Genomic DNA, 25,753 nt, shown 5'->3' on the forward strand with positions numbered 1-25,753 from the left:
GATTTTGGGCGCCAGCCACTACCATGGCGGACTGTCCCTTCTGGAGGAGATTTCCATGCCGGTGGTTCTGGTCGCCAATCCCAAGGGTGGCGTTGGCAAATCCACGCTCGCGACGAACATCGCGGGCTACTTTGCAAGCCGCGGCCACGCCGTGATGCTCGGCGACGTGGATCGCCAGCAGTCCTCCCGGCTCTGGCTCGGGCTGCGCCCGCCGCAGGCGCGGACCATCTCGACCTGGGACGCCACCGAGGACAACAGCGTGGTGCGCCCGCCGCGCGGCACCACCCATGCGGTGCTCGACACGCCGGCCGGCCTGCACGGCTGGCGCTTCAAGGACGTGATCGGGCTGGCCGACAAGCTCATCGTGCCGCTGCAGCCGAGCATCTTCGACATCTACGCCACGCGCGAATTCATCGACCGGCTGCTCGAGCAGCGCCGCGCCGAGAAGACGCAGATCGGCCTGGTCGGCATGCGCGTCAACGCCCGCACGCTGGCGGCCGACCGGCTCAACGAATTCATCGCGGGGCTGGGCGTGCCGGTGGTCGGCGAGCTGCGCGACACGCAGAACTACGTGCAGCTCGCGGCGCGCGGACTCACCGTGTTCGACATCGCGCCGGGACGGGTGCAGCGCGACCTCGAGCAATGGCAGCCGATCTGCCAATGGCTCGAAAGCTGAGCCGCCGCGTGTCTGGGCGCCCCAGGTATTCCCTGAGGCCGCTTGTCGCGGTGCCGACACCCGCGGCCGCGGCCTTGCCGCTAGAGTGCGGCGCATGACCAAGAAGACCTTCCAGACCCTTCAGGATCTGGCCGCCTGCGTCGGCCAGGAAGTCGCGGTGAGCGACTGGATCACCATCACCCAGGAGCAGGTCAACCAGTTCGCCGAGGCGACCGGCGACCACCAGTGGATCCATGTCGACCTCGAGCGCGCGAAGGCCGGTCCCTTCGGCGGGCCGATCGCCCACGGCTTCCTCACCCTGTCGCTGCTGCCGCGCTTCTACGAGACCGCGCTCGACGTGGTGGAGTCGCGCATGGGCGTGAACTACGGCCTGAACCGGGTGCGCTTCATGTCGCCCGTGCCGGTGGGCAAGCGGCTGCGCGCGCGCATGAAGCTGCTGACCGCCGAACCCATTGCCGACGACGGCATCCAGATGACCTGGGAAACCACCATCGAGCTCGAAGGCGCGGCCAAGCCCGCCTGCGTGGCCGAGTCGGTGGTGCGCCGCTACCGCTGACGCGGGCGGCCCCTTCTTTTCTTACATGCGGCGGTCGCTGATCTCGCCATAGGCGGCCGCGCCCTGGCGCGTGATGCCGACCGCGCTGGCGCGCACCGCGGCGCGGTCGGTCATGCCGTCGGTCGGTCGGGCCACGCCGGTGCCGCCATTGGTGATGCGCAGCGGCCGCATGGCCTGGGCCTGCACCTCGGCGCGCGACAGCGTCGACTGGAACGGTGCCGCGGGCAGCGGATTCTGTTCGCCCTGGAAGGCCTGGGCGCCGTGGCTCAGGACCAGGGTGGCGAGGGCGGCGAAGGCGATGGACTTGGCTTGCATGGTGGAACTCCTCGTGCCCCGTGTGGAGCGTGGGTGGATCGGCATGCCGGAATGCATCGAGCCGGCATGCTTTCCATACGGGGGATTCCGCCGTTCGGATGCGACCCCATCGCGCGAGGGGTCGCGAAGCCTCATTTGAATCCGTTCTGCCGCCAGGCCTCGAACACCGTCACCGCCACCGCGTTCGACAGGTTCAGGCTGCGCTGGCCCTCGCGCATCGGCAGCCGCAGCCACTGCGCGGGATCGAAGCTCTCGCGGATCGCGGGCGGCAGGCCGCTGGTCTCGGAGCCGAACACCAGCCAGTCGCCGGGCGCGAAGCGGATGTCGTGCACGGCGCGGGTGCCGCGCGTGGTGAGCGCGAACAGGCGCTCGGGCGCCGGCCGTTCGCTGTCGACCAGCGCCTGCCAGCTCGCATGGCGGCGCACCTCGGCGTACTCGTGGTAGTCGAGGCCGGCGCGGCGCAGCAGCTTGTCGTCCATCGAGAAGCCCAGCGGCTCCACCAGATGCAGGGTGCAGCCGGTGTTGGCGGCCAGGCGGATCACGTTGCCGGTGTTCGGCGGAATCTCGGGGTGGACCAGGACGATATGGAACATGGCCCGATTGTCGCCACGCTCAGTGCGGCTTGCCGGTGCGCGCCAGCACGATGCCCGCGACATGCGCCGCGCCCGCGCGCCGCAGCACCTGGGCCGCGCTGAACAGCGAGGCGCCGGTGGTCATCACGTCGTCGACCAGCACCACGCGCCGCCCGGCCAGCGCATCGGCGCGCAGCGGCTCGACCGCGAAGGCGCCCTGGAGGTTGCGCATGCGCTCGGCGCGCGAGAGGCCGCGCTGGGCCGGCGTCTCGCGCGTGCGCAGCAGCAGCGCGGCATCGGTCTTGCCGGGCGCGAGCCGGCGCGCCAGCTCGAGTGCCTGGTTGAAGCCGCGCTCGCGCAGCCGGCCCGGCGCGAGCGGCATCGGCAGCACGCGGTCGCAGGCATCGAGCAGCGCCGCCGCCCGCGGGATGGCGCGCAGCAGCTGCGCGAGCGGGCCGGCCCAGCCGGTGTCGCCGCGAAACTTGAAGTCGGCGACGCAGTCCGGCCAGGGCCAGGCGTAGTCGCAGGCCGCGAGGCAGGCATCGAGCGGCGGCGGGTGCACGACGCAGTCGCCGCAGCGCGCCACGCCCGCGGGCAGCGGCAGCGCGCAGGTCTGGCAGCGCGGCGCGCTGGCGGCGAAGCGCGCGGCGCAGGCCTCGCACACCGGGCGCGACGGCCAGTCGCGGCACAGCGCGCACTGGCTGGGCAGCCGTGCCAACAGCGAGGTCAAAGGGCGTGCGGTCCAGCGGCTGAGCATGGGCTCAATATACTCACGCCCCCATGGCCACCGACCCCCAACGACGACCGCCGACCATCGATGCCGCGGCGGCCGCCCGCTGGCGCCGGCTGGCGCCCGCCGACGGCTCGCCCTGGCTGCACGAGGAGATCGGGCGGCGCATGGAAGACCGCCTGCAATGGATCAAGGCCAGGCCGCGCCACTGGGCCGACTGGGCGCCGCTGCGCGGCGGCCTCGAGGCGCACGAGCTGCTGGCGCGCCGCTACCGCGAGGCCGAGGCCTTCGTGATCGAGCCCGAACCCGCGCTGGCCGCCGCGACCTCGGCCGCGCTGGCCGCGCCCTGGTGGAGCGCGCGCCGCTGGCAGGGCGGCAAGCTGCGCTTCGACGGACTGCCCGAGGAGGGCGTCGACCTGCTCTGGGCCAACATGGCGCTGCACATGGCGGCCGACCCGGAGGCGCTGATCGCGCACTGGCACCGGCAGGTCGCCACCGACGGCTTCCTGATGTTCTCGTGCTTCGGCCCCGACACCCTGCGCGAACTGCGCGCCCTGCATGCGCGCCTGGGCTGGCCGGCCGCCAGTCACGAGTTCACCGACATGCACGACTGGGGCGACATGCTGGTGCATGCCGGCTTCGCCGAGCCGGTGATGGACATGGAGCGCATCGTGCTGACCTGGGCCACGCCCGAGGCCGCGCTGGCCGAGCTGCGCACGCTCGGGCGCAACCTGCATCCGGCGCGTTTTCCGGCCCTGCGCGGCCGGGCCTGGCACGCGGCCTTGCGAAAGGCGCTGCCCGAGCTCGCGCCGGCCGAGGGCGGCGAGGGCCGGATCGCGCTGACCTTCGAGATCATCTACGGCCATGCCTTCAAGCCGACCCCGCGGGTCTCGCTGTCGGCCGAGAGCGCGGTCTCGCTGCGCGAGATGCGCGCGATGCTGCAGCGCGGGCGCCCGCCGGCCCACTGAAGCCGGTTGTCGAGCGGCCCGCGCGTGCCGCATTCGGTACACGGCCGCTGGTATCTACCCGCTACAATCCGCCGTTGCGTGAAACTCGTGGGTACATGCCCGCGATCGAGGTCCGTCGGAACCCGTGGAAGACAAGGGTTCGGGCGGGCGCCGATTGACCGATTTGCTGAACTCGCCCGTGTCGAATTCCGTGTTTCGATTTGCCACCGTTTCAGGCCAGAACATCCACTGGTTCCTGAAGCGGAACTGCTCGGTGACGCCGAGCCAGCTCGGCTGGCTCTACGCTTCGCTGTGCGTGGTATCGCTCGGTATAGGCACGGTCTTCTGGCTGCATGGCGCGCCGCTCGTGCTGCCGTTCGCCTGGCTCGAACTGGCCGCCGTGGGGTTCGCGTTCATGGCCTACGCGCGGCATGCGACCGACGGCGAGAGGATCATGTTGCAGGCAGGTCGGCTCGTGGTCGAACTCGAGAACGGCGGGAGCTACGAGCGCACGGAATTTCTTCCGCACCGGGTGCGGATCGAGCCGCAGACCGGCGACCGATCGCTGATCGAGTTGTCGGGCCAGGGTCGGTCGGTCAGGGTGGGACGCTATGTGCGGCCGGAGTTGAGGGCCGCACTGGCGCGCGAGATCCGGATGGCGTTGCGCGGCGCCTGAGGGGGCTCGCGCGGTGCCGCACGGTTGGGTTTGTTGAAAATTTGAAGAAACGTGAACACGATGAAGAGCATTTGGCGCAATAAGTTCATGCCGGCGATGCTGGCGGCCGGCGCGGCTTTCAGCGGCGCGGCGCACGCAGTCAACGATCTGCCCGGCGGCCCCTCGGTGCGCCAGTTGAATCTTCCGGTCGGTGTGACCAAGATTGCGCAGGAGCAGCACTTCCTGCACACGGTGATGATGATCATCTGCACGGTGATCTTCGTGGCCGTGTTCGCGGTCATGTTCTATTCGATCTGGAAGCACCGCAAGTCGGTGGGCCACAAGGCCGCCAACTTCCATGAATCGGTGGTGGTCGAAGTCATCTGGACCATCGTTCCCTTCCTGATCGTGATCGCGATGGCGCTGCCCGCCACCAAGGTGCTGGTGGCCCAGAAGGACACCACCAACGCCGACCTCACGATCAAGACCACCGGCTACCAGTGGAAGTGGGGCTACGACTACCTGAACGGCGAAGGCGAGGGCCTGGCCTTCATCTCCACGCTCGACAGCTCGCAGCGCGCGATGTCCGACGCCGGCGCCAAGGGCGCGATTCCCGACGACTACCTGTTCAAGGTCGACAACCCCATGGTCGTGCCGGTGCAGAAGAAGGTTCGCATCATCACCACCGCCAACGACGTGATCCACGCCTTCGCGGTGCCGCAGCTCGGCATCAAGCAGGACGCGATCCCCGGCTTCGTGCGCGACACCTGGTTCCGCGCCGAGACCGTCGGCGACTACTACGGCCAGTGCCAGGAACTGTGCGGCAAGGAACACGCCTACATGCCGATCCACGTGAAGGTGGTCTCGGCCGCCGACTACACGACCTGGGTCGCCGCCAAGCGCAAGGAAGCCGCCGCCAAGCTCGACGACCCGACCAAGGTCTGGACCCTGCCCGACATGATGGCGCGCGGCGAGAAGGTCTACGCCGCCAACTGCGCGGCCTGCCACCAGGCCAACGGCAAGGGCGCGGGCCCGATCAAGGCGCTCGACGGCGACCCGAAGGTGCTCGACGCCGACCACAAGGTGCAGCTGATGGTGCTGCTCAACGGCCAGAACAACGGCGCGATGCCGTCCTGGAAGCAGCTGAGCGACACCGACCTCGCGGCCGTCGCCACCTACACCAAGAACAGCTGGTCGAACAAGACGGGCCAGATCGTGCAGCCGGCCGAAGTCCTTGCCCTGCGCGGCAAGTGATCGGTTGACCGGAACAACACAGCGAACAGCGCCCAGCGACGAGATATTCAAGGAACGATGAAATGAGTGCAGTCCTCGACCCCCACGGTCACGCCCATGGCGACCACGCGCACGACGACCACCATGACCACCACGCGCCCACCGGCTGGCGCCGCTGGGTGTTCGCGACCAACCACAAGGACATCGGCACGCTCTACCTGCTGTTCAGCTTCACGATGCTGATGGTGGGCGGCGTGCTCGCGCTGTTGATCCGCGCCGAGCTGTTCCAGCCGGGCCTGCAGCTCGTGAACCCCGAGCTGTTCAACCAGTTCACCACCATGCACGGCCTGATCATGGTGTTCGGCGCGATCATGCCGGCCTTCGTGGGCTTCGCGAACTGGATGATCCCGCTGCAGATCGGCGCTTCGGACATGGCGTTCGCGCGCATGAACAACTTCAGCTTCTGGCTGCTGATCCCGGCGGCGCTGATGCTGGTCGGTTCGTTCTTCATGCCCGGCGGCGCACCGGCCGCGGGCTGGACGCTCTACGCGCCGCTCACGCTGCAGATGGGCCCCTCGATGGACGCCGGCATCTTCGCGATGCACATCATGGGCGCCTCGTCGATCATGGGCTCGATCAACATCATCGTGACCATCCTCAACATGCGCGCCCCCGGCATGACGCTGATGAAGATGCCGATGTTCTGCTGGACCTGGCTCATCACCGCCTACCTGCTGATCGCCGTGATGCCGGTGCTCGCCGGCGCCATCACGATGACGCTGACCGACCGCCACTTCGGCACCAGCTTCTTCAACCCCGCGGGCGGCGGCGACCCGGTGATGTACCAGCACATCTTCTGGTTCTTCGGCCACCCCGAGGTCTACATCATGATCTTGCCGGCCTTCGGCATCATCAGCCAGATCGTGCCGGCCTTCGCGCGCAAGAAGCTGTTCGGCTACGCCTCGATGGTGTATGCCACCTCGTCGATCGCGATCCTGTCGTTCATCGTCTGGGCGCACCACATGTTCACGACCGGCATGCCGGTCACGGGCCAGCTGTTCTTCATGTACGCGACCATGCTGATCGCGGTGCCGACGGCCGTGAAGATCTTCAACTGGATCGCGACCATGTGGCAGGGCTCGATGACCTTCGAGACGCCGATGCTGTTCGCGGTGGGCTTCATCTTCGTGTTCACGATGGGCGGCTTCACCGGCCTGATCCTCGCGATCGCGCCGATCGACATCCAGCTGCAGGACACCTACTACGTGGTGGCCCACTTCCATTACGTGCTGGTGGCCGGCTCGCTCTACGCGATGTTCGCGGGCTACTACTACTGGGCGCCCAAGTGGACCGGCGTGATGTACAACGAAACGCGCGGCAAGATCCACTTCTGGTGGTCGCTGATCTCGTTCAACATCACCTTCTTCCCGATGCACTTCCTGGGCCTGGCGGGCATGCCGCGCCGCTATGCCGACTACCCGATGCAGTTCGCCGACTTCAACGCGGTGGCATCGGTCGGCGCCTTCGCCTTCGGCCTGGCCCAGGTGTACTTCTTCTTCTTCGTCGTGCTGCCGACCATGCTCGGCAAGGGCGAGAAGGCACCACAGAAGCCGTGGGAAGCCGCCGAGGGCCTCGAGTGGGAAGTGCCGTCGCCGGCGCCGTTCCACACCTTCGAGACGCCGCCCAAGCTGGACGCGACCGCCACCAAGGTGATCGGCTGAGCGCCGCACCGCCCCACGCAATCCCGACGACCGAGACCGCCACGCGATGACGCCCGAACAGAGAAGAAGCAACCGCCGCATGGGGCTCACGCTGGCCTCGATCGCGCTGATCTTCTTCGTCGGCTTCGTCGTGCGCATGGTCTGGTTCAGCGGCCGCTGACGCCTCCATCAATTTCCAGGCACGGGAGCACACGCACATGAGCCTCGGTCAACGCATCCGGCGCGCCAATGTCCAGATGGTCGGCAAGCTGGCCGTGGTCGCCGGCGGCATGTTCGCCTTCGGCTACGCGCTGGTGCCGCTGTACCGCGCCATCTGCGAGATGACCGGCATCAACATCCTCGCGCTCTCCGAGCTCGAGGTGCCGGGTGGCGCGAGCGGCGGCAAGAACGTGCGCGTGCCCGACAACACGCAGATCGACATGACCCGCACGATCAAGGTCGAGTTCGACTCCAACGTGCGCGGCGGCCTCTGGGACTTCAAGCCGGCCGAGCGCACGATGGAAGTGCACCCGGGCGAGCTCAACACGGTGATGTACGAGTTCCAGAACGTGCAGAACCGCCGCATGGCCGCGCAGGCCATCCCGAGCTACGCGCCGCAGCAGGCCGCGCCCTATTTCAACAAGCTCGAGTGCTTCTGCTTCAACCAGTACACGCTCGACGCGGGCGAGAAGAAGCAGTGGCCGGTCGCCTTCGTGATCGATCCCAAGATCTCGAAGGACGTGAAGACGATCACCTTGTCGTACACCTTCTTCGAGGTCGGCGGCAAGACGCCCGCGGCGCCGGTCGCCGTCGCGCCCGCCACCGCCGCCGAGCCGCGTTCGTGATGGTCGATTCGCCGCCCACCCCGACCCCCGCCACGCAGCGCAAGGGCTCGCTGCTCGCGACGCTCAAGGCCGTGGCCTGGTCGTTCTTCGGCATTCGCAAGAAGAGCGCCTACCAGGACGACCTGGCCAAGCTGAACCCGCTGCACATCATCGCGGTCGCCTTCGTGATGGTGATCGCGTTCATCGTCGGCCTCGTGCTGGTGGTGCGCTTCGTGGTCGCGCCCTGAGACCCGAACGAACCCACGATACCCAGAACCCATCGAATCGAGAGAAGAAAGAAAGCCAGGAGCTGATATGAGTTCAACCACCCACGGCACCACGCCTTACTACTTCGTGCCAGGACCCTCGGCCTACCCGGTCGTGTCCGCCATCGGCCTGTTCTTCGTGATCCTCGGCGCGGGGCAGTGGATCAACGGCCACCAGTGGGGTGCGTGGTCGCTGCTGCTGGGCATGCTGATCTGGCTCGGCACGCTGTTCGTGTGGTTCCGCGCCGCCATCGGCGAGAGCGAGAGCGGCCAGTACGGCCACAAGATCGATCTCTCGTACCGCTGGAGCATGAGCTGGTTCATCTTCTCCGAGGTGATGTTCTTCGGCGCCTTCTTCACCGCGCTGTGGTGGGCCCGTACCCACGCGCTGCCGAACCTCGGCAGCCTGGACAACGCGCTGCTGTGGCCCGACTTCAAGGCCGTGTGGCCCAGCGTCGCGGCCGGCGCGACCGGTTCGCCGGCCGGCATCGTCGAGCCGTTCCAGACCGTCGGCCCGTTCTGGCTGCCCACGATCAACACCGCGCTGCTGCTGAGCTCGGGCGTGACGCTGACCATCGCCCACCACGCGCTGCGTGCCGGCCATCGCGCGCAGACCATCCGCTTCATGTGGCTCACCGTGCTGCTCGGCGTGATCTTCCTGGGCGTGCAGGGCTACGAGTACCACCACCTGTACACCGAACTGAACCTCAAGCTCAGCTCGGGCACCTACGGCTCGACCTTCTTCATGCTGACCGGCTTCCACGGCCTGCACGTGTTCATCGGCATGCTGATGCTGCTGTTCATCACGCTGCGCCTGCAGAAGGGCCACTTCACGCCCGAGCGCCACTTCGGCTTCGAGGGCGCCGCCTGGTACTGGCACTTCGTCGACGTGGTGTGGCTGGGCCTCTACATGCTGGTCTATTGGCTTTGAGCGAAGCACCTCGCGGCATTCCAGAAAAAAGGCGCCGTCAGGCGCCTTTTTCATGGTTCTCGTGGAACGAGCACCACCTACTTGCCGAGAGGGAGCCCGGTGGGCTGGACGTAGCCGAATTTCCAGGCCAGCAGCATGCAGAGGAACAAAAAGACCGAGAGGCCGATCCGAAAGGTGAGCGCGCGCGCCATGCCGCCGCTCTTGGCGCGCCCGTTGCGACCGTCCTTCAACATGTAGAAGAGCGCGAAAGCCAGGCTCGCGAAGATGCCCACCAACAACAGGGCAACGAAGTATTTCATGACCCGCATTATCGGCCGCCTGCCACCCGCGCTCCAGTGACTCCCGATCCCCTGACCCCGCCCCCCGCGCCGGACCGCGCCTCCTCCCGCCAGCGCAGCGACCGCGGCTGGACCTGGGCCCGCTTCTGGCTGATGACCATCGCCGCGCTGGTTACCGTGTCGTCGACCATCTCGCTGGGCCGCTGGCAGCTTTCGCGCGCGGCGCAAAAAGAGGCGCTGCAGGCCGAGATCGAGGCCCAGAAGCTCAAGCCGCCGCTCGAGCAGGCCGACTTCCTCGCGCTCGAGCGTCCCGCCGAGATGCTGCACCGCCCCGTGCACCTGCGCGGGCTGTGGCTCGCGGCGCAATCGGTCTACCTCGACAACCGCCAGATGCACGGCGTGCCCGGCTTCTACGTGCTGACGCCGCTCGCGCTCGAGGGCAGCAACCAGACGGTGATGGTGCAGCGCGGCTGGATCCAGCGCAATTTCAACGACCGCACGCAGCTGGGCGCGGTCGAGACGCCGGCCGGCCTCGTCGACGTCACCGGCCTGATCGAGCCGCCGCCGGGCCACCTGCTCGAGCTCGGCAAGCCCGCCGCACCGGCCTCGGCACCGGCTGGCGAGGGGTCTTCGCCCATCCGGCAGAATCTCGACCTCGAAGGCTTCCGTGCCGAAACGCAACTGCCGCTGCGCACCGACGTGTCGCTGCAGCAGACCGGGCCCGCTTCCGAGGGCCTGCAGCGCGATTGGCCGGCGCCCGCGCTGGGCCTGGAGAAACACTATGGCTATGCATTCCAGTGGTTCGGCCTGTCGGCCCTCGTGGTGATCCTCTATGTCTGGTTCCAATTCATTGCCCCCCTCCGGCGCTCGCGCCGCGCACGCCGCGATGCAGGCCTCTGACGAGCCGCTGGGGCTGACCGTGCACTCGATGCCGTCGCCGACCCAGGTGCTCGACGGCGCGGAGGGCCGCCGCACGGTCGTCGGGCGCTGGAAGATGATCGCCGTCATGCTGATGTGCGCGGCGCCCGTGATCGCCTCGTATTTCACCTACTACGTGATCCGGCCCGAGGGCCGCAGCGTCTATGGCCAGCTGATCGATCCGCAGCACGAGATGCCGGCGCTGACCGCCGCCGACCGTGCGGGCGCGCCGGTCAGCCTGCAGACGCTCAAGGGCCAGTGGCTGCTGGTGGCGGTGGCCGATGCCGCCTGCGACGCCTTGTGCGAGCAGCAGCTCTACCTGCAGCGCCAGCTGCGCGAGGTGCTGGGCCGCGAGAAGGACCGGCTCGACCGCGTCTGGCTGGTCAGCGATGCCGCGCCCGTGCCCGAGCGCCTCGAGAACGGCCTGCGCGGCGCCACCGTGCTGCGCCTGCCGCCCGAGCAGCTCGCCAGGTGGCTCACGCCCGAAACCGGCCACACGCTGGCCGAGCACCTGTTCGTGGTCGACCCGATGGGCAACTTCATGATGCGCTTCCCCGCGCGCATGGATGCCAAGGGCGCGGGCCGCGCCAAGCGCGACCTCGACCGCCTGCTGCGCGCCTCCGCCTCGTGGGACGAGCCGGGCCGCTGAGCTCGCGACGACGAAGACGCACGACGATTTCAATCAAGATGGACACCAGCTCGCTCTACGACCTCACGCCGATCGCCTGGCTGCTGGCGGCCGGCGCGCTGATCGCGCTCGGGCCGCTGGTCTGGGTGTGGCGGCGCAACGCGGGCGCGGGCCCGGCGCGGCGGCTGCATGCGCTGACCGTGCTCACGCTGTTCCTGACCTTCGACCTCACGCTGTTCGGCGCCTTCACGCGCCTCTCCGATTCGGGCCTGGGCTGCCCCGACTGGCCCGGCTGCTACGGCAATGCGAGCCCGGTCGGCGCGCGCCACGAGATCGCGATGGCGCAGGCCGCGCAGCCCACCGGCCCGGTCACGCACAGCAAGGCCTGGGTCGAGATGGTCCATCGCTACCTCGCCACCGGCGTTGGCGCGCTGATCACCGTGCTCGCGGTCGCGACCTGGGTGGTGCGCGCGCGGCAGCGCCAGCAGGCGAGGGCGGCACCGTCGTCGGCGCGGCGCGAGGGCGACCATGCCGCGCTCAGCGCCTGGTGGCCCGCGGCCACGCTGGTCTGGGTCTGCCTGCAGGGGGCCTTCGGCGCGCTCACCGTCACCTGGAAGCTCTTCCCCGCCATCGTCACGCTGCACCTGCTGGGCGCCGTGGTGCTGCTCGCGCTGCTGTGCATCCAGGCCGTGCGCTACCGCCAGGTGGCCGCGCAGCGCCTGCCCACGCCGGTGTCGCCGGCGCTGCGCAACGGCCTGATCGCGACCTCGGTGCTGCTGGTGCTGCAGATCGCGCTCGGCGGCTGGGTCAGCACCAACTACGCGGTGCTGGCCTGCACCCAGTTCCCGACCTGCCAGGACAGCTGGTGGCCGCCGATGAATTTCGCGCAGGGCTTCGAGATCTGGCGCCACCTCGGCGTGACCGGCGAGGGCGTGCCGCTCGATTTCGCGGCGCTCACCGCGATCCACTACGCGCACCGGCTCATGGCCTACCTCGTGTTCGTCGCGCTCGGCCTGCTGGCCTGGCGCATGCGCCGCATCGACAGCCTGCGCCCGCAGGCCGGCTGGCTCGCCGGCCTCGCGCTGCTGCAGCTCGCGACCGGCCTGGGCAACGTGCTGCTCGGCTGGCCGCTCGCGGCCGCCCTGCTGCACACGGGCGGTGCCGCCGCGCTCGCGGTGGTGCTGGTCTGGGCGCTGTGCGAGAGCCGGCGCGAGCAGGCGGCCGGCGCCCGCCTGTCGCGCGCGAAGCCCGCCGTTCCACCTGGCGCCCCCCTGCGCGGCGCGGAGGTCCCCCGATGAGCACCCCGATTCCCCTGCAGCAGGCGCATGGCGCGAGCGTGCTGCGGCAGTTCTATGCGCTCACCAAGCCGCGCGTGGTGCAGCTGATCGTCTTCTGCGCGCTGATCGGCATGGTGCTCGCCGTGCCCGGCGCGCCTTCGTGGCTCGACGTGCAGCGCGCCGTGCTGGCCTGCATCGGCATCTGGCTGGTGGCGGGCGCGGCGGCCGCGTTCAACTGCCTGGTCGAGAAGGGCATCGACGCCAAGATGAAGCGCACCGCCTGGCGCCCGACCGCGCGCGGCGAGCTCAGCGACCGCCAGGCGCTGCTGTTCTCGGCGGCGCTGTGCACGGCCGGCTCGGTGCTGTTGTGGTTCACCGTCAACCCTCTCACCATGTGGCTGACCTTCGCCACCTTCGTCGGCTATGCGGTGATCTACACCGTGATCCTCAAGCCGCTGACGCCGCAGAACATCGTGATCGGCGGCGCCTCGGGCGCGATGCCGCCGGTGCTGGGCTGGGCCGCGATGACGGGCGAGGTCGGGCCCGAGGCGCTGATCCTGTTCCTCATCATCTTCCTGTGGACGCCGCCGCACTTCTGGGCGCTGGCGCTCTACCGCGTCGAGGACTACCGCAAGGCCGGCCTGCCGATGCTGCCGGTCACGCACGGCAACGAGTTCACGCGGCTGCAGGTGCTGCTCTACACCTTCATCCTGTTCGCGGCCTGCCTGATGCCCTTCGCCTACGGCATGAGCGGCTGGCTCTACCTCGTGGTGGCCGTGGCCGTGAGCGTGGGCTTCACCGGCTACGCCTTCGCGCTGTGGCGCAACTACTCCGACGCCCTGGCGCGCAAGACCTTCCGGTTCTCGCTGATCCACCTGAGCGTGCTGTTCGCGGCGCTGCTCGTCGACCACTACCTCCGCTGACCCCATGAACAAGCGCAATGCCCTGAAGTTGATCGCCGCCGGCGCGGGCTGGACGGCCGTGTCCGCCACCGTGGGGCTGGGCCTCGCGGGCTGCAGCGAACCCAAGCAGAGCTTCAATGCGGTCGACATCACGGGCGCCGACTACGCGCGCGACTTCTCGCTGAAGGACGCCGACGGCAAGCAGCGCACCATGGCCGACTTCAAGGGCAAGGTGGTCGTGCTGTTCTTCGGCTACGCGCAGTGCCCCGACGTCTGCCCGACCACCATGACCGAGATGGCGCAGGTCAAGCAGCAGCTCGGTGCCGACGGCGACAAGCTGCAGGTGGTGTTCGTCACGGTCGATCCGGCGCGCGACACGCCCGAGGTGATGAAGGCCTACATGGGCGCCTTCGACCCCAGCTTCGTCGCGCTGATCCCGACCGCCGACGAGCTCGTCGCCACCGCCAAGGACTTCAAGGTCTATTACAAGAAGGTGGACGGCAAGACGCCCACCAGCTATTCGATGGACCACTCGGCCGCGAGCTTCGTCTACGACCCGCAGGGCCGGTTGCGGCTGTACGCGCGCTACGGCGCCGGCGTGCCGCCGATGGTGGCCGACATCAAGACCCTGCTGGCGGCCTGAGGCCATGGCGAGCGGCACGGAGGCCGAGAGCCTCGCCGCGGCCATCGCGGCGGTCGCGCACCTGAAGGCGCGCAAGGGCGCGTTCCGCATCGCGCTGATTCCTCCCGAGGTGCTGCGCGCCCTCAACGACGGGCTGATCGAGACCGTCAACCTCAACGAATTCCTCGCGCTCGAACTGCCGCAGCTGGCGCGCAGCGTGGCGGGCCACATCGGCCTCGACGCGGCGAGCGAGCGGCTGGTCGACACGCTCGCGATGCTGAGTGCCTTCAAGCCGATGCAGCGCCATGGCCACATCGCGCGGGCGCTGTACGACCTCGCCGCGCTGCACGACGAACGCGACGCCGTTGCGCACCGGCTCGCCACGCATGCCAGCGACGTCGCGCGTTGCTGGGCGGCGCAGTGGGTCACGCTGTCGCAATTGCCGCTGGCCGGCCAGCTCGAGGCGGTGCGGCGCTTCGCGGCCGATCCGCACTTCGGCGTGCGCGAGATCGCCTGGATGGCGGTGCGCGACGCGGTCGTCGGCTCGCTCGACGAGGCGCTCGCGCTGCTGCAGCCGTGGGTGCGCGACGACGATCCCAACATCCGCCGCTTCGCGAGCGAACTCACGCGCCCGCGCGGCGTGTGGTGCGCGCAGATCGAGGCGCTGAAGGCCGAGCCCTGGCGCGCGCTGCCGCTGCTGGAGCCGCTGCGCGCCGACGGCAGCCGCTACGTGCAGAACTCGGTCGCCAACTGGCTCAACGACGCGAGCAAGACGCAGGCGGAGTGGGTCGACGGCGTGTGCGCGCGCTGGGTGAAGGAATCGAACGTGGCCGAGACGCGCTACATCGCCAAGCGCGCGCTGCGCACCCTCGCCAAGACTTCGGGCTGAACGCCCCAAGAAAAAGCCCGGCGCGGGGGCCGGGCTCGTTCGAAGGGGCGGAAGAAGCCGATCAGGCGTAGTCGGCCAGCGCCTTCTTCATCTTCTTCATCGCGGCCACTTCGATCTGGCGAATGCGCTCGGCGCTCACGCCATAGACCGCGGCCAGGTCGTGCAGCGTCATGCCGCCCGAGCCGTCGTCGTTGACCTTGAGCCAGCGCTCTTCCACGATGCGGCGGCTGCGTGCGTCGAGGGCCTCGAGCGCGGTCGCGATGCCGTCGCTCGACAGGCGGTCGCGCTGCTGCGATTCGAGCAGCGCGGTCGGTTCCTGCGTCGCGTCGGCCAGGTAGGCGATCGGGCCGAAGGCTTCCTCGCCGTCGTCGTTCGGGCTCGGGTCGAGCAGCACATCGCCGCCCGAGAGCCGGGTTTCCATCTCGAGCACTTCCTCGGGCTTCACGTTCAGGCGCGCGGCCATCTGCGTCACCTCGTCGGCGCTCAGCGTTTCGCGGTGCGTGCCGGTGTCGGCCGCGGCCGAGTCGGCCTTGAAGCCCTGCTTCATCGAGCGCAGGTTGAAGAACAGCTTGCGCTGGGCCTTGGTCGTCGCGACCTTGACCATGCGCCAGTTCTTCAGGATGTACTCGTGGATCTCGGCCTTGATCCAGTGCATGGCGTAGCTCACCAGCCGCACGCCCTGGTCGGGGTCGAAACGCTTCACGGCCTTCATCAGGCCGACGTTGCCCTCCTGGATCAGGTCGCCGTGCGGCAGCCCGTAGCCCAGGTACTGGCGGGAGATGGACACCACGAGGCGCAGGTGCGAGAGGATCAGCGCACCGGCCGCTTCGAGGTCGTTGTGGTCGCGCAAACGGCGGGCGAAGCCCTGCTCTTCCTCGAGGGTGAGCAGCGGCAGTCGGTTGGCGGCCGAAATATAAGCATCCAGGTTACCCAGCGGGGGCACCATCGACCAGGGGTTGGCGACGGCGAGCTGGTTGGCAGAGGCTCCAGACAGGGATGTCATCAGGGGAAACTCCTTCGTATTGGCCATATTAGCACTCGGTTAGAGGGAGTGCTAAGGCAAGGGTTCCCCTAAAGTCTCTATCGGGCCGATAGGCAGGGACTGTCGGCCGGCTGCCCCGAAGGACCGCGGTCTTGTCCGACTTGCGGCCGGCAAAGTCCCGTAAGCGGGTACTTACCAGCGGATGCCCAGCTTCAGCAGCAGCTTGGACACCACGAACAGCGGCCCGACCCAGAGGTATTGGATGTCTTCGAAGAACGAAGGTTTCCGTCCCTCGATCTTGTGGCCGATGAACTGGAAGATCCACGCCACCACGAAGATGGCGGCGGAAATCGGCAACACAAGGCTGCCCATGGCATGGACCAGCGCCAGCAGGATGGCAGTCTGGAGGCCCATCGCGAGCAGGAAGACCGGCGAGCGCAGCGTCAGGTAGTAGACGAGGCTGGCCAGCAGGAAGGCATAGGCAGCCCAGGGATGGATCGCGAAGATCAGCCCGACCAGGCTGACCATGATCGCGGGGATCGCCACGAAGTGGATCAGTTCGTTGGTCGGGTGCCGGTGGCTCTGTTCGTAGTGGGCGAGCAGGCGATCGACCTTGCGGTCGCTGGCGGCCTCGGGCGCGTGGGCGGTGGCGGTGTGCGGCATGGCGTGTCTCCGTGGCTCGTGCGGGCCGTTCGTCGCGGCCCACGATGGAATCCGCCGATGGTGCCCCGCGCCGGCCTCGCTGGCAAGTGCTATACAAACAATAGCATTACATCGAGCGGCCGCCGCTGGGACCAGCATGACTTCCGGCACTGTCGCCCCCTGGGGGCATCGCTAAGATGCGGCGCGTGGCTCCGCTCGATCCCTCTTCCTCCTCCACTCCCCCGTCCTCGGCGGCGCAGGCCGGCATCGCGCCGCGCGGCCGTACCGCGATCCTGGTGGTCGACGACCACGACCTGCTGCGACTCGGCGTCTGCGCGCTGGTCCAGGCCCAGGCGACCTCCTCGGGCGCCGCGATCGAGGTCTACGAGGCCGGCAACGTCGCCGACGCGCTCAAGCTCTACGAGGCGCACCAGGACGCCATCGGCCTGGTGCTGCTCGACCTCGCGCTGCCCGACACCCATGGCCTGAGCGGCCTGGCCGAGTTCCGCCTGCGCTATCCCGAGGCCCGCATCGTGGTGCTCTCGGGCACCGGCAACAGCACCCTGGCGCAGGGCGTGCTGGCGCTGGGCGCGAGCGCCTTCCTGCCCAAGTCGGCCGACCTGAAGGAAGTGGTGAGCTTCATCCGCGCCTGCGGCCTGCTCGACCCCGATGCCGCCCAGTCGCCGCCGCCGGCCGTGCCGAAGGCGCTCACGGGCTATGCCGAGTTCGCCCATGCCAGCGCCTGGCAGGAACTCACGCCGCGCCAGATGCAGGTGCTGCAGTGGGTGCTCGAAGGCAAGGCCAACAAGGAGATCGCCCAGCTCGCCAACCTGAGCGAAGGCACGGTGAAGAATCACGTGTCGACCATCCTGCTGCTGTTCGGCATGCGCTCGCGGGCCCAGTTGATCAGCACCCTGCATTGAACGGCGCGCGGTGCTGAACGACCCGGCCGCCGACGTCGTTCTCGGCCAGCGCGTGCTGCGCGAACACGTCGCCTCGGTCTACGACACCTACAGCGCCTCGACGCTGACCCACCTGTGCTTCGTGGCGGTGTTCGGCGCCATCCTCTATGCGCAGCTGCACGACCCGCGGCTGCTGTTCTGGATGGCCGGCATGGTGCTGGCCGACGTCTACGTGTTCTTCACGCCGCGCTGGTACCCGGCGCGGCCGGCCGTCGAGAGCCCGTACTGGGCGCGCAAGATCTCGCGCCTGGTCACGCTGGTCAGCATGGTCACGGCCGTCGTGCCCTGGCTGGTCGTGCCGGCCGGCAACCTGCCGATGACCTCGCTGCTGATGGCGGTCATCGTCGGCAGCTGTGCGCGCGCCTCGCAGTCGCTGTGGCCGCTGAAGCCCGCGCTGTTCGGCTACACGCTGCCGATGTCGCTGGGCATGATCACCGCGCTGGCCTGGCAGGGCGACGGTCTGCACCTGTTCCTGGCCGCGGCCGGCGCGGCCTACCTGATGCTGACCCTGCACGCGGGCATTCGCCAGCACCGGCTCCTGACCGATTCGCTGATGCTGCGCTTCGAGAACGAGGCACTGGCCGCGCGCCTGGGCGAGCAGATCGCGGCCACCGAGCGGGCCAGCCTCGAGAAGACCCGCTTCCTCGGCACCGCCAGCCACGACCTGCGCCAGCCGCTGCATGCGATCGCGCTGTTCGGCGCGGCGCTCGAGAACGAACTGCGCAACCGTCCCGAGGGCCGCAACGCCGAGCGGCTGATGCGCGCGGTGAATGCGCTCGGCGCCTCGCTCGACACCATGCTCGACGTGTCGCGGCTCGATGCCGGCGTGGTCGTGCCCGAGGTGCAGGCGGTACAGCTCGACGCCTTGTTCCTGCCGCTCAACCACACTTTCTCGGCGCGCGCCGAGCAGAAGTCGCTGCAGCTGCGCGTGCGCGCCAGCGGCCTGTGGGTGCGCAGCGATCCGCAGTTGCTGCACCGCATGCTGTCGAACCTGATGGACAACGCGCTCAAGTACACCGCCAGCGGCGGCGTGACGGTGATCGCGCGCGACCGCGGCGAGAAGGTGTGGATCGAGGTGCGCGACACCGGCATCGGCATCGCGCCGGAGCAGTCGGGCCGGATCTTCGAGGAGTTCTACCAGGTCGACAACCCGGGCCGCGACCGCTCGCGCGGGCTGGGCATCGGGCTGTCGATCGTGCAGCGTCTCTCGCGCCTGCTCGGCCATCCGGTGCAGATGCATTCGCGCCTGGGCCGCGGCACGCACTTCCGGCTGGTGGTGCAGGCCGCGAACGCGCAGGCCGGCGCATTGGCCGGGCCCTTCTCGCCGCAGGCCGCGGCGACCGATGCCGGGGAGCAGCGCCACCGCGGCGCGGCGCGGCTGCCCGCGCGCGTGCTGCTGCTCGACGACGAGCAGGAGATCCGCGAGGCCATGACCGGCCTGCTGCGCTCGCACGCGGTCGAGGCGCGGGCCGTGGACGACGAGGCGGCGGCCGCGCGGGCGCTGGCACAGGCGCACGGCGAGGGCCGTCCCTTCGAGCTGCTGCTGTGCGACTACCGGCTGGCCGATGGCGTCGACGGCCTCGACGTGGGCTTGCGCCTGAGCCGCAACGGCGGGCGTGCCACGCCGCTGCTGCTGATCACCGGCGAGACCTCGCCCGACCGGCTGCAGCGCGTGCGCGAGTCGCGCGTGCCGGTGCTGTTCAAGCCGGTGGTGGCCGACCGGTTGCTCGAGGCGATGAGCGAGGCGGTGCGCGCCGGCTGAAGCGGCGGGCCTTCAGTTGCCCAGCAGCGCCTGCGCGAACTCGCGCGCGTCGAAGGTCTCGAGGTCCTCGAGCTTCTCGCCCACGCCGATGAAGTAGACCGGGATCGGCCGCTCGCGCGCGATCGCGCACAGCACGCCGCCCTTGGCCGTGCCGTCGAGCTTGGTCACGACCAGCCCGGTCAGGCCCAGCGTCTCGTCGAAGGCCTTGACCTGCGCCAGCGCGTTCTGGCCGGTGTTGCCGTCGATCACCAGCAGCACTTCATGCGGCGCGGTGGCGTCGGCCTTGGTGACCACGCGCTTGATCTTCTTGAGCTCGTCCATCAGGTGCAGCTGCGTCGGCAGCCGCCCGGCGGTGTCGACCAGCACCACGTCCTTGCCGCGCGCCTTGCCGGCGTTGACCGCGTCGAAGCTCACGGCGGAAGGGTCGCCACCTTCCTGGCTCACGATCTCCACCGTGTTGCGGTCGGCCCAGACCAGCAACTGCTCGCGCGCCGCGGCACGGAAGGTGTCGGCCGCGGCCAGCAGCACCGAGGCGCCTTCGTTGGCCAGGTGCTTGGTGAGCTTGCCGATGGAGGTGGTCTTGCCCGCGCCGTTCACGCCCGCGACCATGATCACGGTGGGCGTGTGGCGACCGATCTCCAGCGGCTTCTCGAGCGGGCGCAGCAGGTCGGCGATGGCCTCGGCCAGCAGCCGCTTGACCTGCGACGCGTCGGTGGCCATCTGGCTCTTCACGCGGCGGCGCAGGTCGTCGAGCAGGTATTCGGTCGCCTTCACGCCGGCATCGGCCATCAGCAGCGCCGACTCGAGTTCTTCGTAGAGCGCGTCGTCGATCTGGGCATTGACGAACACCGCCTGGATGCCGGTGCCGGTCTTGCGCAGGCCGGTCTTGAGCTTGTCGAGCCAGCCTCGGCGTTCGGGCGCGGGCGGGGGGGCGATCTCGAGCACCGGTGCGGGCACGGGCGCGGGGGCCGGCGCGAGGATCGGGAGGTCGACGGCGGGCGGCGCCGCGACGGGGGCCGGGGAGGGGGCCGGCGCCACGGGTTGCACCGGGGGCGCGGCCACCGGCGCCGGCGGTGCGGCGGGCGGTTCCACCGGTGCGGGAGGCGGTGTTTCCTTCGCCGCCGGTTTCGCGCCGAACCAGCTCGAGGGCGAGAACACCGAGCGCGAGGGCGCGCTCTCCGCGGCGGGGGCAGGTTCGGCCGGCGGAGTCGCTGGCGCCTGCGGGGCCGGTGCTTCGGGCGTTTCCGCGGGTGGTTTTTTCTTGAAGAAACTGAACATCGGGCGCTTTTTAGAATCGGAGCCATTCTATGAAACACCCCTCGCCACGCCGCGCTGCGTCTGGTGCGGTGCTGGCCCTGGCGTTCGTGGCGCCCTGGGGCCTGCCCGCGCAGGCGCAACAGCCATCGCCCCCGGCCACCGCCGCCACCGCTTCGGCTCCAGGTCCCCAGCAGTTCACCCTCTCCAACGGCATGACCCTGATCGTGCAGCCCGACCGGCGCTCGCCGACCGCGGTGCAGATGGTCTGGGTGCGCGTGGGCTCGATCGACGAGGTCGACGGCACCTCGGGCGTGGCCCATGCGCTCGAGCACATGATGTTCAAGGGCACGAAGTCGATCAAGCCCGGCGAGTTCTCGCGCCGCGTGGCGGCGCTGGGAGGGCAGGAGAACGCCTTCACCACGCGCGACTACACCGGTTACTACCAGCAGATCCCGGTCGGCAGCCTCGAGCAGGTGATGAAGCTCGAATCCGACCGCTTCGCCAACAACCAGTGGCCCGACGACGAGTTCAAGCGCGAGATCGAGGTGGTCAAGGAAGAGCGCCGCATGCGCACCGAGGACCAGCCGCGCGCCCTGCTCGGCGAGCAGCAGAGCGCGGCCGTCTTCACCGCCTCGCCCTACCACCGGCCGGTGGTGGGCTGGATGAGCGACCTCGACGCGATGACGCCCGAGGACGTGCGCGAGTTCCACCGCCGCTGGTACGTGCCCGCCAATGCCGCGATCGTGATCGCCGGCGATGTCGACGTCGACAAGGTGCGCGCGCTGGCCGAGAAGTACTACGGCGGCATTCCCGCGCGCGCGGTGCCGGTGCGCAAGCCGCGCATCGAGCCGCCGCAGCGCGGCATCCGCCGCATCGAGTTCAAGGCGCCGGCCGAGCAGGCCTACGTCTCGCTGGCCTTCCGCATCCCGCAGCTCGAGAGCATCGATGCCGAGAGCGACGCCTGGGCGCTCGAGGTGCTGTCGGCCGTGCTCGACGGCTACACCGGCGCGCGGCTCGACCGCGCGCTCACGCAGGGACCCGAGCGCGTGGCCGATTCGGCCGGTGCCTATTCGGGGCTGATCGGGCGCGGCCCGCAGCTGTTCGGCCTGGCGGGCGTGCCCGCGGCCGGCAAGACCGCCGCGCAGGTCGAGGCCGCGCTGCGCGCGCAGGTCGCGCGCATCGCCAGGGAAGGCGTGGGCGAGGCCGAGCTCGCGCGCGTCAAGACGCAGTGGGTGGCGAGCGAGACCTACAAGCGCGATTCGGTGATGGCGCAGGCGCGCGAACTCGGCAGCAACTGGGTGCAGGGCCTGCCGCTCGATGCCGACCCGCGCATGATCGCGAAGCTGCAGGCCGTGACCGCCGCGCAGGTGCAGGCGGTGGCCGCCAGGTACTTCGGCGACGACCAGCTCACCGTGGCCACCCTGGTCCCGCTGCCGCCCGATGCACGACCCCGTGCCCGCGGCTTCGCCGCTCCCGCGGGAGAACTGCGTTGAACGCCGCCGCATCGCTCGAAGGCTCGATCCCCATGTCCCTCTTCCTTTCCAAGCCGGCCGCCGCCGGCCGCCTGCTGCGCACCGGCGTGCTGGCCATGCTCGGCTTCGCCGGCCTGGCCGCGCAGGCCGCGCTGCCGATCGAACACTGGACGCTCGCCAACGGCGCCAAGATCTACCTGGTGTCCTCGCAGGCGCTGCCGATCGTCGACGTCGAGGTCGACTTCGATGCCGGCAGCCGGCGCGATCCCGCCGACCAGGCCGGCCTCGCGAGCGTGAGCTCGACCATGGTCGAGAAGGGCGTGCGCGCCGGCCGCAACGGCGAGCCCGCGCTCGACCAGAACGCGCTGGGCGAGGCCTGGGCCGATCTGGGCGCCGAGTTCGACGTCAGCGCCAGCAACGACCGCACCAGCTACACCTTGCGCAGCCTCGCCGACCCCCAGCTGCTCGACAAGGCGGTGGCGCTGGCCGCGCGCGTGATCGGCGAACCCACCTTCCCCGACGACATCTGGCAGCGCGAACGCGAGCGCCTTTCCGCCTCGATCCGCGAGGGCAACACCAAGCCCGCGACGGTCGCGGCGCGCGCCTTCGCGACCGCGGTCTACGGCGGCCATCCCTATGGCCAGCAGACCACCGAGGCCACGCTCGCGCGCATCGACACCGCGGCCATGCGCCAGCGCTACCAGCAACTGATCGTGCCGTGCCGCGCCAAGCTCAGCATCGTGGGCGCGGTGACGCGCGCGCAGGCCGAAGGCATCGCCAACGCGATGCTGTCGCGGCTGCCCGGCCCCGAGGCCTGCACGCCGCTGCCCGCGATCGCACCGGTGCCGGCGCTGGCCGAATCTAAGGAGCTGCGCATTCCCTTCGAGTCGGCGCAGACCCATGTCTACATCGGCCAGCCCGGCTATCCGCGCAAGGACCCCGACCACTTCGCGCTCAACCTCGGCAACTACATCCTCGGCGGCGGCGGCTTCGTCTCGCGCCTGACCGACGAGGTGCGCGAGAAGCGCGGCCTGACCTACAGCGTCTACAGCGGCTTCGCGCCGGGGCTCGACGCGGGCGCGTTCCGCGTCGGCTTCCAGACCCGGCCCGACCAGGCGGCCGAGGCGGTGAAGGTGGCGCGCGAGGTGCTCGCGAAGTTCGTCGCCGAAGGGCCCACGCAGAACGAGCTCAAGGCCGCGAAGGACAACCTGATCGGCGGCTTTCCGCTCCTGCTCGACAGCAACCGCAAGCTGATCGGCAACGTCGCCAACATCGCCTGGAACGACCTGCCGCTCGATTACCTCGACACCTGGACCGCGCGCATGAATGCCGTGACCGCCGCCGACATCAAGGCCGCGTTCGCACGCAAGCTGCAGCCCGACCGCATGGTGACGGTGGTGGTGGGCAGCGACCCGCAGGCCAGGCCGCAGGGCAAGTAGGCCTCCTCAGGCCAGCGCGTGCGGCCCCGTGCGCGAGGCAGCGCGCACGCAATCGCCGAGCCGTGCGAGCAGCCGCGGCGCCGCGCGCGCCTGCTGCCAGTACAGCGGCACCGGCAGCCGCGAGCCCGGCACCAGCTCCACCAGCGAGCCGTCGCGCAAGGCCTGCGCCACCATGCTCAGCGGATGCATGCCCCAGCCCATGCCCGCGCGCGCCGCCTCGACAAAGGCCTGCGGCGAGGGCAGCCAGTGGCGCGGCGTCTCGACCTCGCGATGGCAGATGCGCCGCACCCAGCGCGCCTGCAGCGCGTCCTTGCGGTCGAACACCAGGCTCGGCGCCCGCGCCAGCGTGCGCGCGCCCACGCCCGTGGCGAAATGCGACTGCACGAAGGCCGGGCTGGCGGCCGCCACGTAGTGCATGGTGCCCAGCGCCTCGCTGTTGCAGCCGGCCACCGGCTGCGCGAGCGCGGTGACCGCCGCCAGCACCGCGCCGCTGCGCAGGCGCTCGGCCGTGTGGTCCTGGTCGTCGACCGTGAGGTCGAGCAGCGCGCCGTGCTGCTGCGAGAAGGCGGCCGCCGCGGCGACGAACCAGGTCGCGAGGCTGTCGGCATTGACCGCCACCCGCACCGTGACCCGTTCGCCGGCCTCGCCGGCGCCCAGCACCGGCAGCGCATCGCGCAGCTCGTGCTCGAGCATGCCCACGCGCTCGACATGCCGGCACAGCTGCAGCCCGGCCTCGGTCGCCACGCAGGGCTGGCCGCGCACCAGCAGCGCGCCGCCGATGCGTTCCTCGAGCAGCTTCACGCGCTGCGACACCGCCGAGGGCGTGACGTTGAGCGCGCGGGCCGCGCGCTCGAAGCTGCCTTCGCGCACCACGGTGGCCAGGGCGTTGAGGGCGGCGTAGTCGAGCATGGAAATGAAGCAAAACTGAATTGGCTTAAGGAAGTTTAGTTTGAGTTAATTCCGAGACGGCGGCAAGCTCGCACCATGTCTGCCGAAATCGTCACCACCGCCTTCCTCAACGGGCTCCTCATGAGCCTGGTGCTCATCGTCGCCATCGGCGCGCAGAACGCCTACGTGCTGCGCCAGGGCTTGCGCCGCGAGCACGTGAGCGCGGTCGTGCTGTTCTGCGCCGTGAGCGACGCGGTGCTGATCTCGGCCGGCGTGGCCGGCATGGCGCAGGCGCTGCAGGGCCGGCCGATGCTGGCCACCGCGCTCGCCGGCTTCGGCGCGCTGTTCCTCGCCGGCTACGGGCTGCGCGCGCTGTGGCGCTCGCGCGCGGCCGGTGCGTTGCGCACGGTCACGCAGGGCAGTTCGCTGTCGCGCACCGCGGTGCTGGCCCAGGCCGCGGGCTTCACGCTGCTGAATCCGCACGTCTACCTCGACACCGTGCTGCTCGTGGGCAGCACCGGCGCGCAGTACGCGGGCTCGCTCAAGGGATGGTTCGTGGCCGGCTCGGCGCTCGCGAGCGCGCTGTGGTTCTCGGCCCTCGGCTATGGCGCGCGGCTGCTGGCACCGGTGTTCGCGCGGCCGCGCGCCTGGCAGATGCTCGACGCGCTGATCGGCGGCACGATGCTGGTGCTGGCGGCGCTGCTCGCGCGGCGCGCCATCGCGGGCTTCTGAGCCCCGGCGAGCGCGTTAAGCTCGCCGCATGCCCCGCAAGCCCGCCGCCGCGCCCTCGCGCACCCCAACGACTTCTTCCCCCGCGCGTCCGGCGCGCGCGCACGAGGTGCGCATCATCGGCGGCCAGTGGAAACGCACCCGCCTCGCCGTCGCGGACAAGCCCGGCCTGCGGCCCACGCCCGACCGCGTGCGCGAGACGCTGTTCAACTGGCTCGCGAGCCTGGCCGGCGCCGGTGGCGGCGAGCTGCCGGGCTGGCAGTGCCTCGATGCCTTCGCGGGCACCGGCGCGCTCGGCCTCGAGGCCGCGTCGCGCGGCGCGGCCGGCGTGCTGCTGTGCGAACAGGACGCCGCGCTGGTCGCGCAGATCCAGGCCGCCAAGACCAAGCTCTCCGCCGAGGCGGTGCGCGTGGAGCGCGGCAACGGCGTCACGGCGCTCGAGCGCGCGCCGGCCGCGAGCTTCGACGTGGTCTTCCTCGACCCGCCCTTCGACAGCACCATGCTCTACGAACCCGCGCTGCGCGCCGCCGCGCGCGCGGTACGCGCGGGCGGTGCCATCTATCTCGAGGCACCGCGCCGCTGGAGCGACGAGGAAGCGGCCGCGCTCGGCCTCGTCGTGTTCCGTCACTTGAAGGCCGGCGCGGTGCATGCACACCTTTTGATGCATGCCGCACACGGCACTGCATAATCCGCCGACCCAA

At 69.8% G+C, this 25,753-nt stretch carries 30 protein-coding genes; 22 read left to right on the forward strand and 8 right to left on the reverse strand.

What is annotated here, in order from left to right:
• The first annotated feature begins 55 nt into the window (after positions 1 to 55).
• Positions 56 to 676: a ParA family protein gene (locus KV106_RS26155; protein ID WP_261213484.1), complete on the forward strand. Its 621-nt coding sequence runs from the start codon at positions 56 to 58 to the stop codon at positions 674 to 676.
• 94 nt (positions 677 to 770) lie between these two features.
• Complete coding sequence (locus KV106_RS26160) at positions 771 to 1,232, forward strand: MaoC family dehydratase (RefSeq protein WP_172705582.1); 462 nt, start codon at positions 771 to 773, stop codon at positions 1,230 to 1,232.
• A gap of 21 nt (positions 1,233 to 1,253) precedes the next feature.
• On the opposite strand, the gene KV106_RS26165 is transcribed toward KV106_RS26160, so the two are convergent.
• From KV106_RS26165 to KV106_RS26175, 3 genes are all read right to left on the reverse strand, one after another.
• A complete protein-coding gene (locus KV106_RS26165; protein WP_057596462.1) occupies positions 1,254 to 1,547 on the reverse strand; it encodes a hypothetical protein in 294 nt (97 codons plus the stop codon).
• Positions 1,548 to 1,678: 131 nt separating this feature from the next.
• Positions 1,679 to 2,140, reverse strand: coding sequence for a tRNA (uridine(34)/cytosine(34)/5-carboxymethylaminomethyluridine(34)-2'-O)-methyltransferase TrmL (gene trmL, locus KV106_RS26170; protein WP_261213487.1), 462 nt, complete (start codon positions 2,138 to 2,140; stop codon positions 1,679 to 1,681).
• 19 nt (positions 2,141 to 2,159) lie between these two features.
• The gene (locus KV106_RS26175; protein ID WP_261213490.1) at positions 2,160 to 2,876 is read right to left on the reverse strand and encodes a ComF family protein; all 717 of its coding nucleotides are present in this window, start codon (positions 2,874 to 2,876) and stop codon (positions 2,160 to 2,162) included.
• Positions 2,877 to 2,899: 23 nt separating this feature from the next.
• Between KV106_RS26175 and KV106_RS26180 the strand changes: the two genes are divergently transcribed.
• The 8 genes from KV106_RS26180 (at position 2,900) to KV106_RS26215 (ending at position 9,405) form a co-directional block, all read left to right on the forward strand.
• Positions 2,900 to 3,817 (forward strand): methyltransferase domain-containing protein, encoded by a 918-nt coding sequence (locus KV106_RS26180; RefSeq protein ID WP_057596465.1) that lies wholly within the window; start codon positions 2,900 to 2,902, stop codon positions 3,815 to 3,817.
• A gap of 178 nt (positions 3,818 to 3,995) precedes the next feature.
• A complete protein-coding gene (locus KV106_RS26185; protein WP_057596472.1) occupies positions 3,996 to 4,472 on the forward strand; it encodes a DUF2244 domain-containing protein in 477 nt (158 codons plus the stop codon).
• Between the two features lie 60 nt (positions 4,473 to 4,532).
• Entirely contained in the window at positions 4,533 to 5,705 is a 1,173-nt protein-coding gene (gene coxB, locus KV106_RS26190; protein WP_261213491.1) for a cytochrome c oxidase subunit II, read from the forward strand.
• Positions 5,706 to 5,767: 62 nt separating this feature from the next.
• Entirely contained in the window at positions 5,768 to 7,405 is a 1,638-nt protein-coding gene (ctaD, locus tag KV106_RS26195; protein WP_057596467.1) for a cytochrome c oxidase subunit I, read from the forward strand.
• A 46-nt stretch (positions 7,406 to 7,451) separates the two neighbouring features.
• Entirely contained in the window at positions 7,452 to 7,565 is a 114-nt protein-coding gene (locus KV106_RS26200) for a cytochrome oxidase small assembly protein (RefSeq protein WP_261213493.1), read from the forward strand.
• A gap of 37 nt (positions 7,566 to 7,602) precedes the next feature.
• Positions 7,603 to 8,229: a cytochrome c oxidase assembly protein gene (locus tag KV106_RS26205; protein WP_261213495.1), complete on the forward strand. Its 627-nt coding sequence runs from the start codon at positions 7,603 to 7,605 to the stop codon at positions 8,227 to 8,229.
• Positions 8,229 to 8,456: a DUF2970 domain-containing protein gene (locus KV106_RS26210; RefSeq protein WP_057596469.1), complete on the forward strand. Its 228-nt coding sequence runs from the start codon at positions 8,229 to 8,231 to the stop codon at positions 8,454 to 8,456. The genes KV106_RS26205 and KV106_RS26210 overlap by 1 nt, the downstream gene beginning before the upstream one ends.
• A 67-nt stretch (positions 8,457 to 8,523) precedes the next feature.
• Complete coding sequence (locus KV106_RS26215) at positions 8,524 to 9,405, forward strand: cytochrome c oxidase subunit 3 (protein WP_057596470.1); 882 nt, start codon at positions 8,524 to 8,526, stop codon at positions 9,403 to 9,405.
• 77 nt (positions 9,406 to 9,482) lie between these two features.
• Here KV106_RS26215 and KV106_RS26220 read toward each other — a convergent pair whose 3' ends face one another.
• The gene (locus tag KV106_RS26220) at positions 9,483 to 9,713 is read right to left on the reverse strand and encodes a DUF2909 domain-containing protein (protein WP_261213496.1); all 231 of its coding nucleotides are present in this window, start codon (positions 9,711 to 9,713) and stop codon (positions 9,483 to 9,485) included.
• Between the two features lie 27 nt (positions 9,714 to 9,740).
• On the opposite strand from KV106_RS26220, the gene KV106_RS26225 reads away from it, so the two are divergent.
• Genes KV106_RS26225 through KV106_RS26250 form a run of 6 tightly spaced genes read left to right on the forward strand, consistent with a single transcriptional unit; the run spans position 9,741 to position 14,919 of the window.
• Positions 9,741 to 10,583, forward strand: a complete 843-nt coding sequence (locus KV106_RS26225) for an SURF1 family protein (protein ID WP_409976561.1) — start codon at positions 9,741 to 9,743, stop codon at positions 10,581 to 10,583.
• Entirely contained in the window at positions 10,570 to 11,250 is a 681-nt protein-coding gene (locus KV106_RS26230; protein ID WP_057597530.1) for a hypothetical protein, read from the forward strand. The genes KV106_RS26225 and KV106_RS26230 overlap by 14 nt, the downstream gene beginning before the upstream one ends.
• Positions 11,251 to 11,288: 38 nt before the next feature.
• Positions 11,289 to 12,527, forward strand: coding sequence for a COX15/CtaA family protein (locus KV106_RS26235; protein WP_057597531.1), 1,239 nt, complete (start codon positions 11,289 to 11,291; stop codon positions 12,525 to 12,527).
• Positions 12,524 to 13,429: a heme o synthase gene (gene cyoE / locus KV106_RS26240; protein WP_057597532.1), complete on the forward strand. Its 906-nt coding sequence runs from the start codon at positions 12,524 to 12,526 to the stop codon at positions 13,427 to 13,429. The genes KV106_RS26235 and cyoE overlap by 4 nt, the downstream gene beginning before the upstream one ends.
• A 4-nt stretch (positions 13,430 to 13,433) precedes the next feature.
• Positions 13,434 to 14,051: an SCO family protein gene (locus KV106_RS26245; RefSeq protein ID WP_057597533.1), complete on the forward strand. Its 618-nt coding sequence runs from the start codon at positions 13,434 to 13,436 to the stop codon at positions 14,049 to 14,051.
• 4 nt (positions 14,052 to 14,055) lie between these two features.
• Positions 14,056 to 14,919 (forward strand): DNA alkylation repair protein, encoded by an 864-nt coding sequence (locus KV106_RS26250; protein WP_057597534.1) that lies wholly within the window; start codon positions 14,056 to 14,058, stop codon positions 14,917 to 14,919.
• 61 nt (positions 14,920 to 14,980) lie between these two features.
• On the opposite strand, the gene rpoH is transcribed toward KV106_RS26250, so the two are convergent.
• Complete coding sequence (rpoH, locus tag KV106_RS26255; RefSeq protein ID WP_057597535.1) at positions 14,981 to 15,922, reverse strand: RNA polymerase sigma factor RpoH; 942 nt, start codon at positions 15,920 to 15,922, stop codon at positions 14,981 to 14,983.
• Between the two features lie 171 nt (positions 15,923 to 16,093).
• Positions 16,094 to 16,564: an Mpo1 family 2-hydroxy fatty acid dioxygenase gene (locus KV106_RS26260; RefSeq protein WP_057597536.1), complete on the reverse strand. Its 471-nt coding sequence runs from the start codon at positions 16,562 to 16,564 to the stop codon at positions 16,094 to 16,096.
• A 176-nt stretch (positions 16,565 to 16,740) separates the two neighbouring features.
• On the opposite strand from KV106_RS26260, the gene KV106_RS26265 reads away from it, so the two are divergent.
• Entirely contained in the window at positions 16,741 to 17,466 is a 726-nt protein-coding gene (locus KV106_RS26265) for a response regulator transcription factor (RefSeq protein ID WP_057597537.1), read from the forward strand.
• A gap of 10 nt (positions 17,467 to 17,476) precedes the next feature.
• A complete protein-coding gene (locus KV106_RS26270; RefSeq protein ID WP_261213503.1) occupies positions 17,477 to 19,267 on the forward strand; it encodes an ATP-binding response regulator in 1,791 nt (596 codons plus the stop codon).
• Between the two features lie 12 nt (positions 19,268 to 19,279).
• Here the strand turns inward: KV106_RS26270 and ftsY are convergent, their stop codons facing one another.
• Positions 19,280 to 20,545, reverse strand: a complete 1,266-nt coding sequence (ftsY, locus tag KV106_RS26275; RefSeq protein ID WP_261213505.1) for a signal recognition particle-docking protein FtsY — start codon at positions 20,543 to 20,545, stop codon at positions 19,280 to 19,282.
• 29 nt (positions 20,546 to 20,574) lie between these two features.
• Here ftsY and KV106_RS26280 point away from each other — a divergent pair, with 29 nt between their 5' ends.
• Together KV106_RS26280 and KV106_RS26285 are read left to right on the forward strand one after the other, a co-directional pair.
• A complete protein-coding gene (locus KV106_RS26280; RefSeq protein ID WP_057596075.1) occupies positions 20,575 to 22,017 on the forward strand; it encodes a M16 family metallopeptidase in 1,443 nt (480 codons plus the stop codon).
• Positions 22,018 to 22,112: 95 nt separating this feature from the next.
• Complete coding sequence (locus KV106_RS26285; RefSeq protein WP_261213542.1) at positions 22,113 to 23,435, forward strand: M16 family metallopeptidase; 1,323 nt, start codon at positions 22,113 to 22,115, stop codon at positions 23,433 to 23,435.
• Between the two features lie 6 nt (positions 23,436 to 23,441).
• Here KV106_RS26285 and KV106_RS26290 read toward each other — a convergent pair whose 3' ends face one another.
• Positions 23,442 to 24,344 (reverse strand): LysR family transcriptional regulator ArgP, encoded by a 903-nt coding sequence (locus KV106_RS26290; protein WP_261213508.1) that lies wholly within the window; start codon positions 24,342 to 24,344, stop codon positions 23,442 to 23,444.
• Positions 24,345 to 24,419: 75 nt separating this feature from the next.
• Here KV106_RS26290 and KV106_RS26295 point away from each other — a divergent pair, with 75 nt between their 5' ends.
• Entirely contained in the window at positions 24,420 to 25,055 is a 636-nt protein-coding gene (locus tag KV106_RS26295) for a LysE/ArgO family amino acid transporter (protein WP_261213509.1), read from the forward strand.
• Positions 25,056 to 25,083: 28 nt separating this feature from the next.
• Positions 25,084 to 25,740 (forward strand): RsmD family RNA methyltransferase, encoded by a 657-nt coding sequence (locus tag KV106_RS26300; RefSeq protein ID WP_261213511.1) that lies wholly within the window; start codon positions 25,084 to 25,086, stop codon positions 25,738 to 25,740.
• The last annotated feature ends 13 nt before the right edge of the window (positions 25,741 to 25,753 follow it).

Origin of the sequence: Variovorax endophyticus, from assembly GCF_025376855.1 — a bacterium.
Taxonomy (GTDB): Bacteria; Pseudomonadota; Gammaproteobacteria; order Burkholderiales; family Burkholderiaceae_C; genus Variovorax.